The sequence below is a fragment of the Fusobacterium sp. FSA-380-WT-3A genome (assembly GCF_012843705.1).
GTDB lineage: Bacteria > Fusobacteriota > Fusobacteriia > Fusobacteriales > Fusobacteriaceae > Fusobacterium_B.
In genome coordinates, this window is sequence record NZ_JABAFQ010000001.1 from 128,911 (window position 1) to 148,350 (window position 19,440).

The 19,440-nt window shown below is 26.6% G+C and carries 18 protein-coding genes; 14 read left to right on the plus strand and 4 right to left on the minus strand.

The annotated features are described in order from the left end of the window. Nucleotides 1-189: 189 nt before the first annotated feature. Nucleotides 190-1,056 (plus strand): ROK family protein, encoded by an 867-nt coding sequence (locus HF862_RS00585; protein ID WP_170185983.1) that lies wholly within the window; start codon nt 190-192, stop codon nt 1,054-1,056. A gap of 90 nt (nt 1,057-1,146) precedes the next feature. Here the strand turns inward: HF862_RS00585 and HF862_RS00590 are convergent, their stop codons facing one another. Both HF862_RS00590 and HF862_RS00595 read right to left on the minus strand, forming a co-directional pair. Next, nucleotides 1,147-1,902: an aspartate dehydrogenase domain-containing protein gene (locus HF862_RS00590; RefSeq protein ID WP_170185984.1), complete on the minus strand. Its 756-nt coding sequence runs from the start codon at nt 1,900-1,902 to the stop codon at nt 1,147-1,149. A gap of 98 nt (nt 1,903-2,000) precedes the next feature. After that, nucleotides 2,001-2,846: a MurR/RpiR family transcriptional regulator gene (locus HF862_RS00595; protein WP_170185985.1), complete on the minus strand. Its 846-nt coding sequence runs from the start codon at nt 2,844-2,846 to the stop codon at nt 2,001-2,003. Between the two features lie 162 nt (nt 2,847-3,008). Here HF862_RS00595 and HF862_RS00600 point away from each other — a divergent pair, with 162 nt between their 5' ends. The 3 genes from HF862_RS00600 to HF862_RS00610 are packed head-to-tail and all read left to right on the plus strand — an operon-like array spanning nt 3,009 to nt 6,570. Then, nucleotides 3,009-3,953 carry a threonine/serine dehydratase gene (locus HF862_RS00600; RefSeq protein ID WP_170185986.1) on the plus strand — a complete coding sequence of 315 codons (945 nt, stop codon included), beginning with the start codon at nt 3,009-3,011 and terminating at the stop codon, nt 3,951-3,953. A 44-nt stretch (nt 3,954-3,997) separates the two neighbouring features. Continuing rightward, nucleotides 3,998-5,383, plus strand: coding sequence for a sodium/glutamate symporter (locus HF862_RS00605; RefSeq protein ID WP_170185987.1), 1,386 nt, complete (start codon nt 3,998-4,000; stop codon nt 5,381-5,383). A 14-nt stretch (nt 5,384-5,397) separates the two neighbouring features. Next, a complete protein-coding gene (locus tag HF862_RS00610; protein WP_170185988.1) occupies nt 5,398-6,570 on the plus strand; it encodes a M20 family metallopeptidase in 1,173 nt (390 codons plus the stop codon). A 125-nt stretch (nt 6,571-6,695) separates the two neighbouring features. Here the strand turns inward: HF862_RS00610 and HF862_RS00615 are convergent, their stop codons facing one another. Continuing rightward, nucleotides 6,696-7,334: a CRISPR-associated endonuclease Cas6 gene (locus HF862_RS00615; RefSeq protein ID WP_170185989.1), complete on the minus strand. Its 639-nt coding sequence runs from the start codon at nt 7,332-7,334 to the stop codon at nt 6,696-6,698. Between the two features lie 262 nt (nt 7,335-7,596). On the opposite strand from HF862_RS00615, the gene HF862_RS00620 reads away from it, so the two are divergent. Beyond that, nucleotides 7,597-7,908, plus strand: coding sequence for a hypothetical protein (locus HF862_RS00620; RefSeq protein ID WP_170185990.1), 312 nt, complete (start codon nt 7,597-7,599; stop codon nt 7,906-7,908). 356 nt (nt 7,909-8,264) lie between these two features. Beyond that, nucleotides 8,265-8,708, plus strand: a complete 444-nt coding sequence (gene cas6 / locus HF862_RS00625; RefSeq protein WP_170185991.1) for a CRISPR system precrRNA processing endoribonuclease RAMP protein Cas6 — start codon at nt 8,265-8,267, stop codon at nt 8,706-8,708. 106 nt (nt 8,709-8,814) lie between these two features. On the opposite strand, the gene corA is transcribed toward cas6, so the two are convergent. Beyond that, a complete protein-coding gene (gene corA / locus HF862_RS00630) occupies nt 8,815-9,864 on the minus strand; it encodes a magnesium/cobalt transporter CorA (RefSeq protein ID WP_170185992.1) in 1,050 nt (349 codons plus the stop codon). Between the two features lie 267 nt (nt 9,865-10,131). Between corA and HF862_RS00635 the strand changes: the two genes are divergently transcribed. The 8 genes from HF862_RS00635 (at nt 10,132) to glgA (ending at nt 19,292) form a co-directional block, all read left to right on the plus strand. After that, nucleotides 10,132-10,770: a transcriptional regulator gene (locus tag HF862_RS00635; RefSeq protein ID WP_170185993.1), complete on the plus strand. Its 639-nt coding sequence runs from the start codon at nt 10,132-10,134 to the stop codon at nt 10,768-10,770. A gap of 90 nt (nt 10,771-10,860) precedes the next feature. After that, nucleotides 10,861-12,015 carry an N-acetylglucosamine-6-phosphate deacetylase gene (nagA, locus tag HF862_RS00640; protein WP_170185994.1) on the plus strand — a complete coding sequence of 385 codons (1,155 nt, stop codon included), beginning with the start codon at nt 10,861-10,863 and terminating at the stop codon, nt 12,013-12,015. 155 nt (nt 12,016-12,170) lie between these two features. Beyond that, entirely contained in the window at nt 12,171-13,046 is an 876-nt protein-coding gene (locus tag HF862_RS00645; RefSeq protein WP_240934729.1) for an RluA family pseudouridine synthase, read from the plus strand. A gap of 10 nt (nt 13,047-13,056) precedes the next feature. After that, nucleotides 13,057-13,497 (plus strand): DUF523 domain-containing protein, encoded by a 441-nt coding sequence (locus HF862_RS00650; protein WP_170185995.1) that lies wholly within the window; start codon nt 13,057-13,059, stop codon nt 13,495-13,497. Between the two features lie 16 nt (nt 13,498-13,513). After that, nucleotides 13,514-15,547, plus strand: coding sequence for a 1,4-alpha-glucan branching protein GlgB (gene glgB / locus HF862_RS00655; protein WP_170185996.1), 2,034 nt, complete (start codon nt 13,514-13,516; stop codon nt 15,545-15,547). Between the two features lie 18 nt (nt 15,548-15,565). Next, nucleotides 15,566-16,705, plus strand: a complete 1,140-nt coding sequence (locus tag HF862_RS00660) for a glucose-1-phosphate adenylyltransferase (protein ID WP_170186221.1) — start codon at nt 15,566-15,568, stop codon at nt 16,703-16,705. 21 nt (nt 16,706-16,726) lie between these two features. Then, nucleotides 16,727-17,839 carry a glucose-1-phosphate adenylyltransferase subunit GlgD gene (gene glgD / locus HF862_RS00665; RefSeq protein WP_170185997.1) on the plus strand — a complete coding sequence of 371 codons (1,113 nt, stop codon included), beginning with the start codon at nt 16,727-16,729 and terminating at the stop codon, nt 17,837-17,839. A gap of 22 nt (nt 17,840-17,861) precedes the next feature. Beyond that, nucleotides 17,862-19,292: a glycogen synthase GlgA gene (gene glgA / locus HF862_RS00670; protein ID WP_170185998.1), complete on the plus strand. Its 1,431-nt coding sequence runs from the start codon at nt 17,862-17,864 to the stop codon at nt 19,290-19,292. Nucleotides 19,293-19,440 lie beyond the last annotated feature (148 nt).

Here is a 19,440-nt window from a genome sequence, read left to right on the forward strand (position 1 = left end):
GTATAAAATCAAAAAATAGAATTATTTTTTAATTGCTAGATAAGAGTGAAATTTTATATAATAACAAAAAGATAAAAGAATTTTAAAAGTAAAAAACTTTTAAACTGATAATTAGTCTAAAAGATATAAATTTAATATTATAATTAATGATTTTAATAAATATATAATAAAATATTTAGGGGAGGAAAAATGATATTAGGAGCAATAGAAGCTGGTGGAACAAAATTTGTTTGTGGAATTGGAAATGAAAATGGGGAAATTTTAGAAAGAGCAAGTTTTCCTACTGAAACACCTGAAATTACTTTAGGAAAGGTAGTGGAATTTTTTAAAGGAAAAAATATAGAAAGATTAGGTATAGGTTCTTTTGGACCAATTGATGTTAATCCAAATTCTAAAACTTATGGATACATTACTAAAACTCCAAAATTAGCTTGGACTGATTGTGATGTATTGGGATATTTAAAAAAATATTTAGATGTGCCAATGTATTTTGATACAGATGTAAATGGTGCAGCCTTGGGAGAGGCAACTTGGGGGGCAGCTCAAGGTTTAGAAAATTGTCTTTATTTAACTATTGGAACAGGAATTGGTGGAGGAGCTTTAGTTTCTGGAAAATTAGTTCACGGAATGTTGCATCCAGAGATGGGACATATAATGGTTAAAAGACATGAAAAAGATAATTATCAAGGAAAATGTCCTTTCCATAAAGATTGTTTAGAGGGAATGGCAGCTGGACCAGCTATAGAAGAGAGATGGGGGAAAAAAGCTTACGATTTACCTGTTGACCACGAAGCTTGGGATATGGAAGCCTATTATATTGCCCAAGGTGTTGTAAATTTCATATTAATATTATCACCAGAAAAAATAATTTTAGGTGGTGGAGTAATGAAACAACAACAATTATTCCCAAAAATTAGAGAAAAAGTAGTAGAAATGTTAAAAGGTTATGTACAAACTAAAGAGATATTGGAAAATATTGACGACTATATAGTTTATCCAAAACTTGGAGATAATGCTGGACTTTTAGGAGCTATGGCCTTAACATTACAAAAATAAATTTGTGATAAAATTAAAAAAATATAAAATTCTTTATAAAAAAGGGTATTGAAATTTTCAATACCCTCTTTAATATTATAAAATAAATTTTTATACAAACATATACCATTTTTCTTTATCGATTATTCTATCAATACTTCCACAAGCAGAAATAGGAGTATATAATCCTGTTACTCCACCAGTAGAAAAACTACTTATTTCTAGAGTAAATTCAATTCCCTCTCCCTCAATATGAATTCTATGAGAGTTAGTTGAAACTTCTGGGTCAGATATTATTTTAGAATAAGTTTTATCAAAACCAATTCCAGCTAAAGCAACAGTAGCGTGGACATTTACATTTCTAGGGTAAAGTTTACAAGCTTCTCTAGTAGTTCCCTCATAAACAATAGTTCTTTCTACATCAGTTCTATTTAAACTTTTAGGATTTTTAATAGTTTCAATAGTAACTTTATTTACTATTGAGTGAGCATCAAAAAGTCCGTCCATTCCTAAAATAGCTCCATGTGGGAAATATACATGTCTATTATATTTTTTACATAATTCTTTTACTTTTTCTGTAAATTCTTCATCAGAGAAAGCAGTTACAGATAAAGTTAATAAATCAGAATATTTTAAAATATTTTCTATATTTTCTTTTAGTACATCAGCAGTAGCAGCTTCTACTATTAAATCAGTTTCTTTGTATAAATCTTCATTATATTCTTTTATAAGAATTTCTTTATACTCTTCATTAGGAGTAAAGAAAGGGTCTTGTATGAAACTTAATTTATGATTTTCTTTTCTATTTATATGTTTTCCTATAGTTTGTCCGATTTTTCCAAAACCTATAATACCTATTTTAGACATTTTCATCACCTTTTTGAATAATAATATTTTTTTAAAAAAATTTAAGAATATTTTTATTTAATTTTATTATATCAATTTTTGGAAAAATGTCAATAGGATTAAAACATTTTACTTTTAGAAATATATTCTTCTAATTTTTCCAATCTTTTTTTACCTTTTTCTCCAGCAAGTTTATTTATTAAACTAATAAGAATTTCCATAGTTAGACTAATACCTACAACAGAATTTGCAAAACTTAATGAATTGATATTATGAGTTAAAACATAGTTTGCTCCTTCTGTAACAGGTGAAATTAATTGATTGGTAATAACAACTATTGGGCATTTACATTCTTTTGCTATTTTAGTTATTTGTAAAGCATTTTGAGAATATCTTGGTAGAGAAAAAAGTACCAATAAATCCTTTTCGTTCATATCAATGGCTAAATCTTCAAAGCCGATATTGTTAAATTGAATTACTCCAGGAATTATATGAGATAAAATAGTTGAAAAATAATTTGCGAAACCATAAGTGTTACGGAAACCAGCCACATAAACTTTATTGGAATTGACTATTTTTTTTGCTACTTCAATATAATTATTTGGAGTATTTCTGTTATAATCATTTAAAAGATTGTACTGTATATTTTGATAAACCAATTCAGGAATTTTTTCTAATTCAATAGAATCTGTAACTTTTATTTTTTCAAAAGGAAGATTAGGATTTATTTTTGTAGAAGTTTTTTCTAACATTTCTACTGTTAATCTTTTTTTAAATTCTCCATATCCTAAAAATCCTAAAGATTTTGCCATTCTTATAACAGAAGTATCTCCTAAATTTAATTCTTTTGCAATTTCGCTAGATGTCATATAACAAGCTCTGTCTATATTTTGAAGTATAAACTCTAAAACTTTTTTTTCATTTTTAGTAAGTTTAGCTCCTTTTATTCTTTCTTCAATTGTCATAAATTTACTCCTTTGTATTTATATTATATTTATTATAGCATAAATATATTTTTTCTAAAACTGTTGACAAAAGAATAAAATGAAGTATAATTATACTAAGAATATTTTTATTTATTTTATTTTATTTTTTGAATTATTTTATTTGAAAAAGGAGAAAAATATATGGTAAACTTAGAAGAAATAAAAAAGGCTAAAGAAAGAATTGAGAAATATACTATAAAAACTCCAGTTATAAGAATGGAAAATTTAGATGAAATAGTAGGATGTAAAGTATATATAAAGGCTGAGTGTATGCAAAAAACTAACTCTTTTAAAATAAGAGGAGCTTTAAACAAAATGCTTACTATGTCTGAAGAAGAATTAAAATGTGGAGTTGTAGCTGCTTCTTCTGGAAATCATGGAAAAGGAGTGGCTTTTGTAGCTCAATTATTGGGAATAAAGGCAACTATAGTAGTGCCAGATAATGCTCCATCAATAAAAGTTAATGGAATAAAATCTTATGGAGCTGAAGTTGTTCAATGTCCTTATGATGAAAGACATAATGTTGCAAATAAATTAAGCAAGGAACAAGGATATTCGATAGTTCATCCTTATGACGATTATAATATTATAGCAGGACAAGGAACAATTGGATTAGAGATTTTAGAACAACTTCCAGATGTAGATTATGTAGTGGTTCCAATTGGTGGTGGAGGACTTATTGGAGGAATAGCTACTGCTATAAAAGAAAGTAATCCAAATGTTAAAGTTATAGGTATTGAGCCTGAATGTATGTGTAGATATACAAAAAGTTTTGCTAAGGGAGAACCAGTTTTATTACCATCAACTCACTCTATAGCTGATGCTATATTAACTCTTACACCAGGTAAGAAAAATTATCCAATTGTCAAAAAATATGTTGATAATATAGTAACAGTAGAGGAAGATAAAATTGCTCAAGGAACTATTCAATTACTTACTAAGGGAAAAGTTTTGGCAGAATTTTCATCAGCCATTGGAATAGCTGCAGGTTTACTAGGAAAACTTCCTGTTAATAAAGATTCTAAAGTTTGTTTTGTAATTTCTGGCGGAAATATAGATATAGATACTGTTTTAAATCAAATGTAAAAATATTATGACTATAGAAAATATTATAGCTAAGGAGGGAAAATATGACTAGTGCAATGTTAACAGATTTTTTAAAGAGTTTAGGACTTCTTGGAGCTTTTTTACTTTTAGGTGTATTTATAAGAGCTAATGTAAAAATTTTCCAAAAAACATTTATACCTGCAGGGGTAATAGGTGGATTTTTACTTTTAATATTAGGACCTCAATGTATAAATATTTTACCTGTTCCAGGTGAATGGTTTAAAATTTATTCTTTACTTCCAGGAGTATTAATAGTACCAGTAGTTGCTGCAGTTCCTTTAGGATTAAATATAGGAAGTGGAAAAAGTACAGATTCTGATGTTTTAAAAAATGTAATTCCATTAATAGGAATAGGTGTTGGAGTTTCTATGCTTCAATTTGCTGTAGGATATGGAACTCATGTATTATTTTCTGGTCAAGATTTATATGATGTATTTGGAATAGAATTAGCAATAGGATTTGTTGGAGGACATGGAGCAGCAGGAACATTAGGTAATATTCTTTCTGAATTAAATTTACCATATTGGCAAACTTCACAAGGTGTGGGAATAACAACAGCTACATTTGGAATTGTTGGAGGAATATTAATAGGAATAGGATTAATAAACTGGGCAGCTCGTCATGGACATACAGCTTTATTAAAGAAACCAGCTGATATTCCAGAGCCTCTTCGTATTGGATATCAAAAAGATATGGCAAAACAAAATTCAATAGGACGTGAAACAACATTATCATCTTCAATAGATACCGTGGCTTTTCATGCTGCTATAATATTTTTAGATTGTGGGTTAGCATATATGGTTTTATCATTTATGAAAAAAACTAAAATACCAGTATTAAGTAGTATTTCAGTATGGGCTTACGCGATGATATTAATGTTTATTATTTGGGGAATAATAAGAAAATTAAATTTAAATTATTTAATAGATGATAAAGTAAAAAGTAAAATTTCAGGTTCTTTTACAGAGTATGCTGTAATAGCTGCAATAGCAAGTTTACCTATAAAAGCAGTAGCTGCTTATATAGTTCCAATTCTTGTTATGGTAATTGTTGGTTATATAGTAACAACAGGTATTTTATTTATATTCTGTAAAAAATATTTAAAAGGATATTGGTTTGAACAAATGATTGGTACTTTTGGAATGAGTACAGGAGTATTTTTAACAGGAGTATTATTACTTCGTGTATGTGACCCTAACTTAGAAAGTCCAGCACTAGCTAACTATTCATTATCTTATACAGTAACAAGTATAATTTATTTTGCTATGCTAAACTTATTTATTATGTTACCAATGTCTTCTGGAGCAGGAGTAACAGCATTAGTTGCTACAGGTATAGGAGTTGTAATTCTTTTACTTACTGTTGTAAGTAGTAAAATTCTATTTGGAAAAGAATTTAAAGGAAATTAAGAGAGGAGAAAAAAATGACAATTATAGACTCAGCAAAAGAAATTCAAGAATACTTACAAAATGTAAGAAGAAAATTACATGAGAATCCAGACATATCTAATGAAGAAGAAAGAACAGCAGCTATTATAATAGAAGAATTAAAAAAACTAAAAAATTTTAAAATTCACCAGAATATTGGTGGATATGGAATAATAGCAGATTTAGAAGGGGAAAATCCAGGTAAAACGATAGCTCTTAGGGCTGATATGGATGCTTTGCAAATAGAAGAAGAAACAGGACTTTCTTTTGAATCTAAAAATAAAGGAATTATGCATGCTTGTGGTCATGATAATCACATGACAATGGTTTTAGGAGCGGCTTATCTTTTATCTAAAAGAAGAGAGGAACTTTCTGGTAAAGTAAGATTTATATTTCAACCTGCAGAAGAGTTACCTCCAAATGGTGGGGCAAAAAGGATGATAAAAGAAGGAGTTTTGGAAGGAGTAGATGCAATATTTGGAATGCATGTATGGCCTGACCTACCTTTAGGAAAAATTGGAATAAAAGAGGGACCGTTAATGGCTGCGTCAGACCGTTTTTGGATTAAAATAAAAGGAAAATCAAGTCATGCAGCGAAACCTAATGAGGGAATAGATGCTCTGGTAGCAGGGGCTCAGTTTGTAACAGCTGTTCAAACTATTGTAAGTAGAAATGCTGACCCTATGAAATCAATTGTAATAACTCTTGGAAAAATGCAATCTGGAACAAGATATAATATAGTTCCTGGAGAATGTACTTTAGAAGGGACTTGTAGGACATTTTCTTCTGAATTAAGTGAATTAACTAAAAAAAGAATGAATGAAATTCTTAATGGAATATGTCTACTTTCAGGATGTACAGGAGAAATAAGATATGAAAAAGGAAATATGGCTGTTATAAACAAAAAGGAAATGACAGAATATATGTCAGATAAAATAAAAGAACTTTATGGGGAAGAAGCTCTAGTAGAAGTAGAACCAGCTATGACAGCTGAAGATTTTTCTTTTTATTTAAATGAAATTCCAGGAGCTTTTGTTTGGATAGGAACAACAGGAGAGGGTGAAAAAGTATGGCCTTTACATAATAGTCATTACAGTCCAAACGAAGGAGTGTTATGGAGAGGAGCAGCTTTATTTGCAAAATTAGCTTTGGATTTTAATAGAAGATAATAAAAGAAAGAGAGTTATTATTTTTGATAACTCTCTTTTTAATTGGATGAAATATTATTTAAAATTAAAACTACACCTTCGAATAAGAGGGTGTAGTTTATTTTTAATATTTTGTGTTATTAAAGTTATGCAATTTTTTTAATTCTTCCAAGTCCTATACTTTTTCTTTTTCCAAGACTTATACTATCAGGAAGATTTACATTAGTTACAAATTCTCCGTAAAAACAATTTATTTGAGTATCTTTTTGGATAAGAGGTTCAGAATTAAATTCCCCCTCTACAATTATTTGTTTATCAGCCCAAATACCACACATTTTGAAAAATTCAATTATATTATTCGCAAGTTGTCTTTCTAAGGAAAGTTCTCCATTTAAAAATCTCATATAATTTTCACTATTAAGAGCAAACCATAAAGAATCAAATTTATATCTATATATTGGTCTATCAGCAATTTCTAAATTACTGAAAGAAACTTTTGTTTCTGGAATTACAGAAATTTTTTCCCCACCAATTTCCAATTCGTTAATATTTTGACAATGTTCTAACAATAAATCTGCTCCTTTTTCTACTCCTAAAATAGATAATTCTCCATTAATAACTCTATATTGAATGATAGATGATTTGTAATTAAAAGATAATTCATCTTTATGGTTATGAAATTCAATAATATCACTAAAATGATGAGCCATAAATCCTCTTAATTTCTCTGCATCTCTTCCTTTAAATTTTTTGTTAGATTTAAAAAAAATTTCTACTATTTTCATTTATTTTGTTTCTCCTTATTACTATATTTTCCCTTTAAATAAATATATCTCAAAAAATGATTTTTGTCAATAGAATTCGTTTAAAAAAAATACAAAAAATATCAATAAAAAACATAATAAAATAAAAATAAACAATGAAAATAAACAAAAAACTTAAAATAAAATAACAGTAAAAATAATTTTACAAAAATTAAAAAAAAATTAAATTTTGTAAAAAATGTCAAATAGAGTATAATAAAAGAAAAAGGGAGAGGTGGGAAAAATGAGAAAAATATTAATAGCATCACTTGGGGTAGGAAATGAAAAAAGAGAATACAGGGAAGCTTCTTATGGAATAAATGGAAATATTTATACAGAAAAATATATTGCTTTAGCATTAGATAAAGAGTTTAAAATGGATAAAATTTTTTATATAGGAACTTTAGGTTCTATGTGGGAAAATGTTTATGAAGATTATTGTAAAGAAAATTCTTTAGGAATTAATTTAGAGTATAAAGAAGAAATTGAAACTAAAATGCTTGAATTTTTGGATATGCCTTTGAATAAGAAAAGAATATTTTCAAATTTAATCTAAAGAAATATTTTATTTTTTAATAAATTATAATAGCTTCTTTATAACATCAGGAGATAATTATAATTTGTAGTTTTGTTGTAAACTTTAAGCCTTTAGAATTTGGAAATAAAATAAAAAAATATTGTATGGATAAAGATATAGAATATTTTTTATTAAATAATGGAATAGATAAAAGATAATTAAAATATATAACTATATCAAATTTTATTACTAAAGACAAAGAGATAGAAGAAGAGAAAAATTATTCAATAAGATTTTCTTCTATTGACTCTAAAACTACTTTAGAGATTTTAAAAATATTTTTCTATAAAAGATTGACTAATGAAACATTAAAAATATCAAATACAACATTTTTAGTGTCTAATATATATCATAATAATAGGTATTCAAAGCAATTAAATTTAGAAAGTTTTTTAGAAGCTCCTTTAAAAGATGAGATAACTATAAAATTTTTAACTCCTACATTTTATAAAGTAGGAAGCATTTTTATAGGAACAGATGATGCACGATATTTTTTTAAAAATATTTTAACTAAATTTAAAAGAAGTTCTATAGGAAATCAATTTAAAATAGAGAATTTAGATTTTTCTAAAATAATAATAAAAGAAAAGAATATAAAAAAAATATATATAAATACTTTCAAAGTAGAAGCAATACAAGGGGAGATTACATATAAATTTTTAGATGAGGAAAATATAAATTTAAAAGAAATATTTAATTTCTTAGGATATTTTTCAGAATTTTCAGGAGCTGGGTATGGTTGTAACAAGGGATATGGGCAAGTAATAACAAATATTTAAAAAATTATATATCTATAAATATTCAATAATTAATTTTTTAATAAAAATATTATAAAAAATTTTAGAGGTAACAATTCGTTACCTCTATTTTTTTAATTATTATTTTTTACCACCATTTTTTCTTTTTAAAGAATAAAATACTTCCAGCAAAAATAATAAATATAATAATAAGAATTATAAAATAACCATATTTCCAAGTAAGTTCAGGCATAAATTGAAAATTCATTCCATAAACTCCTGCTAAAAAACTAAGAGGAATAAAGATTGTAGAAATCATTGCAAGAACTTTCATAACTTCATTCATATTGTTACTCAAAGTAGAATGATAAAGTTGAATTAAATCATTTTCTCTATTAAATAGAAAATCAATACTTTCATTTATAATGATAATATGGTCTTGTAAGTCAATAAGGTATATACTTATATCATTTTGAATAAAATCTCTTACTTTGACATCAGAAAATTTTGAAACGAGCTCTCTTAAAGGAAATATAGATTTTTTAACTTTTAATAACTCTTTTTTCTGTATTAAAATATCTTCAAAAGCTTCTTTAGTAGGATTAGTACTAATTTGTATTTCTAAATTTTGTATTTTTTCTTCCAAATCCTCTATTATTAAAAAATAATTATCAACAATTCTATCAATAAGAGCATATAGAAGATAATCCTCGTCTTTACTAGAAAGAACGCCAATATTATTTTCTATTCTTAATTTTATATTATCAAAAATATTGTTAGGTTTTTCTTGAAACGAAAGTAGCAAATTTTTAAATAAAATAAAGGAAACTTGTTCATATTCGTATTTATTAAGTGCTTTATTATGAGTTATCATTTTTAAAGTTATAAAAATAAAATTTTCTCTAACTTCTAATTTTGGTCTTTGGGAATTATTTAATAAATCTTCTAGTATTAAAGAATCTATTTTAAACTTTTCCCCAATCTTTTTTATTAAATCAATATTATGGATGCCATCTATATCTATCCAAGTTTTAAAATTTTCCTTTAAATTTGCAGAAAAATTATCTTTATATAAAAAATGAGTTTTATTAAAAGATTTATTATTATAAGAGTATTGTGTGATTGGTATTTCAGTATTTTTATCTATAGAACCAGTATAAATTAAACTACCAGGTTGAAGACCGACTTTTTTATTCATATAACCCTCCAAAAAATTAATTGTATATATAATTATATCATAAATTTCGTTGAAGTAAATATAGATAATAGTTTTTTGTCCTTATATTTTATATAAATTAATAACTATAAAAAATAATAATTAATTAAATAATTTTTTATAAAAAAAGGCCTATAAAATTATAAAAATATTATATTTTTGTTTAAATAAGATTATAAAAAAAAGTTTATTTTTCAAAAAAATCAATGTATAATAATATTAAATAAATAAGTTTGAGGAGTATAAATTATGAATAAAAAAGAGACACTTAATTTTTTAAAAAAATTAGCAGAAGGAATATCAGTTACTTTTGGTCCTGATTGTGAAACTGTTATTCATGATTTGAGATCCAAAGATGAAGTAATAGTTGCTATTTATAATGGACATGTAACAGGAAGAAATGTGGGAGATAAATTAAATCTTTTAGGAGTATATGAACTAGAAGAAATGGAAAATGGAAAAGATTTTTATAACTGTCTTTGCAAAACAAATGATGGAAGACTTATAAAATCAACAACTGTTCATTTTAAATCAAATGAATTTCATTATGCTTTTGGAATAAATTTTGATTACACTAAATTTTTTGATGTAAGTAAAGTATTATCTGCTTTTATGAAAACAGGAGTAGATGTGACAAAAGTTGTAAATGAAAATCCAAATGAAAAAATGTTTGAGGAAATTTATAAAGAAGCAATAAAATATTTTTCAAAAGACCCAAAAACTATGAATAAAAAAGAAAAATTAGATTTTATCATTTATATAAAAGACCATGGAGGTTTCTCTTTAAAGAAAAGTGTTGTAAACTTAGCTAAAAATATGGAAGTTACAAGATTTACAATATATAATTATCTGAAAGAATTAGGAATAAATCCAAAAGATTGTAAATAGAATGAAATTTTAAATCATAATTAATAATTATTTTGAAAAAATAATGCAAATATGATATAATATAAGTATAAAATAATAAGGAGGATAAAGATGGAAAGTTTAGTATTAAAAAATGGTAAAATTCTTTTGGAAGATAGAGTTATTGATGGAAGTCTTTTAGTAGTTGATGGAATAATAAAAAAAATAGTAGAAGATAAATATAAGGAAGAATTAATAGGAGATAAAGTAGTTGATTTAGATAAAAAATTAGTTATTCCAGGATTTGTAGATGTACATATTCATGGATGTGATGGAGCAGATACAATGGATTTATCTGTAGAATCTCTTAAAAAAATGTCTAAATTTGTTGCAACAAAAGGAGTTACAAATTTTTTACCTACAACACTTACAAGTCCTAAAGACGAATTGAAAGAAGCTTTAAGATGTATAGGAGAACTACAAAATAAAGATATTGATGGAGCAAATATTTTTGGGGCACATATGGAAGGACCTTATTTTGATGTTGCCTTCAAAGGAGCTCAAGATGATAGATTTATGTTAAAGGCTACCATTGAAGAATTACAAGAATATTTAGATGTTAAAGAAGGGGTTTTAAAATTAATGTCACTTTCAGCAAGTGATGATTCATATTTAGAACCAATTAAATTTTTAAGAAAAAATGGTGTAATTTCTTCTATAGGACATTCAAATGGAGATTATGATAATGTAGTAAAAGCTGTAAAAGCTGGTCTTTCTCATTCAACTCATACATTTAATGGTATGAAGGGATTTACTCATAGAGAGTTAGGAATAGCTGGTGGAGTATTAGTAACTGATGAAATAAACGCAGAAGTTATATTTGATGGAATACATGTTCATCCAAAAGCTGTAGATTTACTTATAAGAGCAAAAGGAACAGATAAAGTTGTATTAATAACTGATGCTATGTCAGCTACAGGACTTAAAGATGGAGATTACAAACTTGGAAAATTAGATGTATATGTAAAAGATAGTCAAGCAAGATTAAAAAGTAATAATGCTTTAGCAGGAAGTGTTCTTACAATGGATAAAGCATTTAAAAATGTATTATCTTTAGGATATACAATATTTGATGCTGTAAAAATGTCAAGTACAAATGCTTGTAAAGAATTTGGAATAAATGCTGGAAAAATCGAAATCGGAAAAAGAGGAGATTTTGCAATATTAGATTCTGATAAAAATGTAGTTATGACAATTGTTGGTGGAAAAATAAAATTTCAAATTTAAAATAGAAATGTAGAGATAAAAGTTATGTTATATTCAATAAAAAATATGACATAGCTTTTATTTTATATAAAAAAGTTAAAAAAACTCTTAAAAAATAAATAGAAATATGTTAAAATCTAGATATAAAGTGGAATAAAATAAAATTGGGGGAAGAATTGAAAAATTTAAGTATAAAAGTCAAAGAAAATGATGAATTAATGAAATTTTTGATAGAAAATTTACCTGGAAAAAATAGAAATAATATAAAATCTTTATTGAAAAATGGACAAATTTTAGTAAATGGAGTGAGAACTTCTCAGTTTAACCACTTATTGAAAGATGGAGATGAAGTCATAATATCGGCTTCAAGAATGACTGAGAATCATTTACAAGGAATAAAAATAATTTTTGAAGATGAAGATATCATAGTTATAGAAAAGCCTGAAGGAATGTTATCTATTGCTACAGATAAAGAAAGAGAAAGAACAGCTTATAATATAGTTAAAGAATATATAAAATCAAAAAATCCACAAGAAAAATTATTTATTGTTCATAGATTAGATAAAGGAACTTCAGGGGTAATGATATTTGCAAAAACTGAAGGGATGCAACAAGTACTTCAAACTAACTGGCAAAATTTTGTAAAAGAAAGAAAATATGTGGCAGTTGTAGAGGGAAAAGTTGAAAAAGATAGAGATACAATAATATCTTATTTAAAAGAAAATAATGCAATGGTAACTTTCTCGAGTCCTGTGGAAATAGAAGGTTCTAAAAAAGCAATAACACATTATGAAGTTTTAAAAAGAAGTAGAGCTTATTCATTAGTAGAAGCTAATATAGAAACTGGTAGAAAAAATCAAATTAGAGTGCATATGCAGGGATTAGGACATAGTATTATAGGGGATAAGAAGTATGGAGCTAAAACAAATCCTCTTAGAAGATTAGGATTACATGCTAGAACTATCGTATTTAAACATCCTAGAACAAATAAAATACTTTCTTTTGAAACAAAAATACCAGTAAGATTTTCAGCAATGTTCAAAATAAAATAAGGAGTAGAAAATGATAGGGATTAGTAGTTGCCTTTGTGGAATAAATTGTAAATATAGTGGAAAAAATAACTTAAATCCAATATTTTTAGAAATATTAAATAAAGGGGAAGCTATTCCAATATGTCCAGAGCAATTAGGAGGACTTCCAACTCCAAGAATTCCAGCTGAGATTCAAAAAGATAAAAAAGGAAAAATTAAAGTAATTACGAAAAATAACACAGATGTAACTAAAGAATATTTTTTAGGAGCAGAGAGAGCTTTAAAGATTTTAAAAGCTTTAGAAATAGATACAGTAATTTTAAAAAGTAAAAGCCCTTCATGTGGATATGGAAAAATCTATGATGGGACTTTTTCTAAAAATTTAATAGAGGGAAATGGGATTACTGTTGATTTACTTTTAAAAAATAATATAAAAGTTATAAATGATGAGGATTACATAAAAAATAAGTAGGAAATAGAGGTGGGCTATGATATCAAAGGAGATTAAAGAATTTGGCGAAGAAATGAGACTATTTCATTCAGCAATAAATCACAGGCTTTATTATAGCTTAGGTTGTCACTTAAAAACAGAAAATGGGAAAAAAGGGGTAGAGTTTAAAGTATGGGCTCCAAATGCAAAAGATGTAAAGGTTGTAGGAACTTTTAATAAATGGGATGGTTCTAAACATAGAATGTTTTATAATGGTTATCATGGAGTATGGAGTATATTTATTCCTGAGATAAAAGAGGGGGATATATATAAATATGAGATTACTTCAAAAGATGGAAAAACATTTTTAAAATCAGACCCTTTTGCTTTTTATTCAGAACTTAGGCCTGGCACAGCTTCTATAGTAAAAGATATTTTTAAACCATTTAATTGGGAAGATAAAGAATGGTTAGATAAAAGAGAAAAATGGAATCCATTTGAAGGACCTATGAATATATATGAAGTCCATTTAGGTTCATGGAAAAGAAAACTAGAATCAGAAATAGTAAAAATTGATAAACCAGATTTAGAAAAAAGTCAGGAAGAATTAAAGGCTGAAAGTGGATTTTTAGATTACAAAGAAATTTGTGATAAACTTTTACCATATGTACTAGAAATGGGATATACTCATGTGGAAATTATGCCACTATCAGAACATCCTTTAGATGCTTCATGGGGCTATCAAGCAATAGGTTATTATTCATTAACAAGTAGATATGGAGACCCTGAAGGATTTAAATATTTTGTAAATGAATTTCATAAGGCTGGAATTGGTGTTATTCTTGACTGGGTTCCAGGGCATTTTTGTAAAGATTCACATGGACTATATAAATTTGACGGAACTCCTCTTTATGAATATCCAGATGAATATAGGGCAGAAAATAAAGGTTGGGGAACAGCCAATTTTAATTTAGGAAGTCCAGAAGTAAGAAGTTTTTTAATATCAAATGCAGTATTTTTATTTGATATTTATCATATAGATGGAATTAGAGCCGATGCAGTATCTAATATTATATATTTAGAATATGGTCATCCTGAAGTTAGAGGATTAAAAAATAAATATGGTGGTACAGAAGATTTAGAATCCATTGAATTTTTAAGACTATTAAATGGTACTATATTTACAGAATTTAAAAATCCTCTTATGATAGCAGAAGAAGCTACAGCTTGGCCATTAGTAACAAGGCCACCTTATGTAGGAGGACTTGGATTTAATTATAAATGGAATATGGGTTGGATGAATGATATGCTGAAATATATGGAGATGGACCCTATATATAGACAATATCATCATAATTTAGTTACATTTTCTCTGATGTATTGTTTCTCAGAAAATTATATACTTTCTATCTCTCATGATGAAGTTGTACATGGAAAAAAATCTGTTCTTGATAAGATGTTTGGAAAATATGAAGATAAATTTGCAAGTCTTAGAATGTTTTTAGGATATATGTATGGACATCCTGGAAAAAAATTAAATTTTATGGGAACAGAGATTGGGCAATTTATGGAATGGAGATTTTATGAAGAGTTAGAGTGGAAGATGTTAAAATATCCAATGCATGATAGTATAAAAACTTATGTAAAAGACTTAAATCATCTTTATAAGAGAGAAAAAGCTTTATGGGAACAAGATACAACTTATGATGGATTTAAGTGGATAGACCATAGTAACTATCAAGAAAGTATAATATCTTTTGTAAGAAAAAGTAAAGATGAAAAGGATTTTTTACTATTTGTATGTAATTTTACTCCAGTTCCACATTTTGATTATTTAGTTGGAAGTGAAGTATTAGTTGACTATGAGGAAATATTTAATAGTGATAGAGACATTTATGCAGGAACAAATATTTTAAATGGTAATGATATAAAGGTAATGGAAAAAAATATAAATGGTATCCCTTATGCAATAAAATTAAATATTCCACCATTATCAACAATTATATTAAAACCAAAATTTAGAGAGAAAGAACTATTAAAAAAAATAGATAAAGAAAAATTAAGAAAAAAAGATATAAATTTAAACAAATAAAATAGGAGGGTGTGGAAAATTATGAAAAAAGAAATGATAGCTATGATATTAGCAGGAGGTCAAGGTAGTAGACTAAAACTTCTTACTAAAAATATTGCAAAGCCTGCAGTTCCATTTGGAGGAAAATATAGAATCATAGATTTCCCTTTAAGTAACTGTACAAACTCAGGGATTGATACTGTTGGGATTCTGGTTCAATATAAACCAAAAGCTTTAAATAATTATATTGGTATTGGGGCATCATGGGATTTAAACAGAAACTTTGGTGGAGTTAGTATATTACCACCATATATGCAAGAAGATGGTGGATGGTGGTATAAAGGTACTGCTAACTCAATTTATCAAAATATTGATTTTATAGACGATTATGACCCTGAATATGTTTTAATCCTTTCAGGAGATCATATTTATAAAATGGATTATAACAAAATGTTAGAGTATCACAAATCAAGAAATGCAGATGCTACAATAGCAGTTTTAAATGTTACTCTAGAAGAAGCAAGTAGATTTGGAATTATGAACGTTAAAAATGAAGATGAGATTTATGAATTTGAAGAAAAACCAGCTCATCCAAAAAGTACATTAGCTTCTATGGGAATTTATATTTTCAATTGGAAAGTATTGAAAAAAGCTTTAATAGAAGACGAAGCAAATGAGAACTCATCTAATGACTTTGGAAAAGACATTATACCAAAATTATTAGGAGAAAATAAAAAACTTATAGCTTATCCATTTGAAGGATACTGGAAAGATGTTGGAACAGTAGAAAGCTTATGGGAAGCAAATATGGACTTATTAGGAGAAGAACCTAAATTTGATATCTTTGATAAAAATTGGAGAATTTTCTCAAAATCTACAAATAAACCAAGTCAAGTTATAGGACATAATGCAGTTATTGCTAACTCACTTGTTACAGAAGGTTGTGTAATTAAAGGAACAGTAGAAAATTCTATATTATTCCAAGGAGTAGTAGTAGAAGAAGGAGCATTAGTAAAAGATTCTGTTATTATGTGTGACTCTGTAATTAAAAAAGATTCAGTAGTTGAAAGAGCTATTTGTGGAAGACATGTAGTAGTAGAAGATTGTAAAAAAGTTATTGGTGGAAAAGAAATTGCTTTAATTGAAGAAGATAGAATAGTATCAGAAGATGTAAAATAATTTAGGGGAGTGTGAAGAGGAATGTTAAATAATTGTTTTGGAATATTAAGTGCTACAGAAAGTAGAGATAACTTAAGAAGATTAACAGCTCATAGAGCAGTAGCTTCTATACCTATTGGTGGAAAATATAGAATAGTAGATTTTGGTTTATCTAATATGGTTAATGCTGGGATAAAATTAGTAGGAATTTTAACTCAAACAGATAGTAGATCACTAAGAGACCATATTGGAAGTGGAGGAGCTTGGGATTTAAATAGAAGAAGTAAAGGGCTTTATATGTTTCATGATAAAAGAAGTCAAGCTGTAAGCTATGATTTACAAATTCTAAGAGATAATAAAGAATTTTTGAATAAAGTAAAAGAGGAATATGTTGTATTTGCATCTACTTATTTAATTGCCAATGTAGATATAGAAGATGCTGTTAGAAAACATCAAGAGTCTGGAGCAGTTGTAACAGTAGTCTATAAACATGTTGAAGATGCTGATAAAAAATATTTAGATTGTGGATTATTACAAATAAGTCCTACAGGAGAAGTTTTTGGTGTAGAAAAAAATAATGGAAAAGAACAAATAGCTAATGTATCTATGGAAATATTCATTATGAAAAAAGAATATTTAGAATCATTAATAGATAAAGTAGCTTATGCTGACTATGCTAGAACATTAAAATCAGTTATTTATGAAAATTTAGGAAAAATTTCTGTAAGAGGATATGAACATAAAGGATATTTAGGATGCGTAAACTCTCTTCTTACTTATTATAAAACAAATATGGATATGTTAGATAAAGAGATAACTAAAGATTTATTCTTTAAAGAAGAAAGAGCAATTTATTCTAAATCTAAAGATTCTGTTCCTACAAAATATTATAAAGAATCAAAAGTTAGTAATTCATTAATTTCTAATGGTTGTGTAATAAAAGGAAGTATAAAAGATAGTGTTATTGCTAGGTCAGTTACTATTGAAGAGGGAGCAGAAGTTGAAAACTGTATAATTCTTCAAAATTGTACGATAAAAAGTGGATGTAAAATTAAAAATGTTATAATGGATAAAAATGTTGTATTAGCTGAAGGAACTGAACTTAGAGGAAGTACAATTTATCCATTAATAATAGAAAAAGAAGCTTCTAAATAACTCTACTATACGGAGGTGTAAAATGAAAGTTTTATTCGCTGCTTCTGAGGCTGCTCCTTTTCTAAAAACAGGAGGATTGGCAGATGTTGCTTATGCTTTACCAAAAGCATTAAAAAAATTAAATATTGATGTGAGAGTTATTATTCCAAAATATGGAAAAATAGCTGAAGAATTTAAAGAAAAAATGGAAAAAATAGCAGAGTTTAAAGTTCCAGTAGGATGGAGAAATCAATATTGTGGACTTGAAACTTTAGAGTATGATGGAGTTACTTTTTATTTTTTAGATAATGAATATTATTTTAAAAGACCAGAACCATATGGACATTATGATGATGGAGAAATATTTACATTCTTTTCTAGAGCAATATTAGAAACTCTAAAATATTTAAATGATTTTAAACCTGATGTTATTCATTGTAATGACTGGCATACAGGAGTACTTCCATTATTTTTAAAAACACATTATAGTTATGATATTAGATATCAAGGAATAAAAACAATATATACAATTCATAATTTAAAATATCAAGGAGTATTTTCAAAAACAGTTTTAGGAGAATTATTAGGTTTAGATGATTCATTCTTTAGAGAAAATGCAATAAAATTCTATGATGGCATCTCATTTATGAAAGCTGGAATAATGTATTCTGATATAGTTAACACAGTAAGTAAATCTTATGCTGAAGAAATAAGAACTCCATATTTTGGAGAAAACTTAGATGGATTATTAAATGGAATAAGTTATAAATTATATGGAATTGTAAATGGTATTGACTATGATGAGCATAACCCTTTAACAGATAAAAATATATATAAGCAATATGATAAAGAAAATCTAGATTTGAAAGTTGTGAATAAATTGGAATTACAAAAAGATTTAGGTTTACCTGTTAAAGAAGATGTTCCTATGATAGGTTTAGTATCAAGATTAGTGTCTCAAAAAGGGCTTGATTTAATAAAAAGAGTAATGGATGAAATTTTAAGTCTTGATGTCCAATTTGTAGTTATTGGTACTGGTGATAAAGCATATGAAGACATGTTTAGATACTATACTTATAAATATAAAAATAAAATGGTAGGATTTATAGGATTTGATAATAGACTAGCTAAAAGAGTCTATGCAGGAGCTGATTTATTCTTAATGCCTTCACAATTTGAACCTTGTGGAATAGGACAATTAATAGCATTAAGATATGGAACTTTACCAATAGTAAGAGAAACAGGTGGATTAAAAGATACAGTTACACCATATAATCAGTATGATGGAACAGGTAATGGATTCTCATTTACAAATTATAATGCTCATGATATGCTTCATGTGATAGAAGGAGCTGTAGAACTTTATAAAGATAAAAAAGTATGGAGAAAATTACAAGTAAATGCTATGAGTTCTGATATTAGTTGGAAAGAATCAGCTGAAGAATATAAAAAATTATATGAAAAATTGATGTAATTTTGGACATTTTTTATAAAAAATAAGATTAAAAAAATTTTTTATTGAAATTTTTTTGCCAAATGTATATAATTTACATAGGCAGGAAATTAATAACTAAATAAAATAAAAACCCCTGTCAAAGGATGGGGGTTTTTTTTATGAAAAA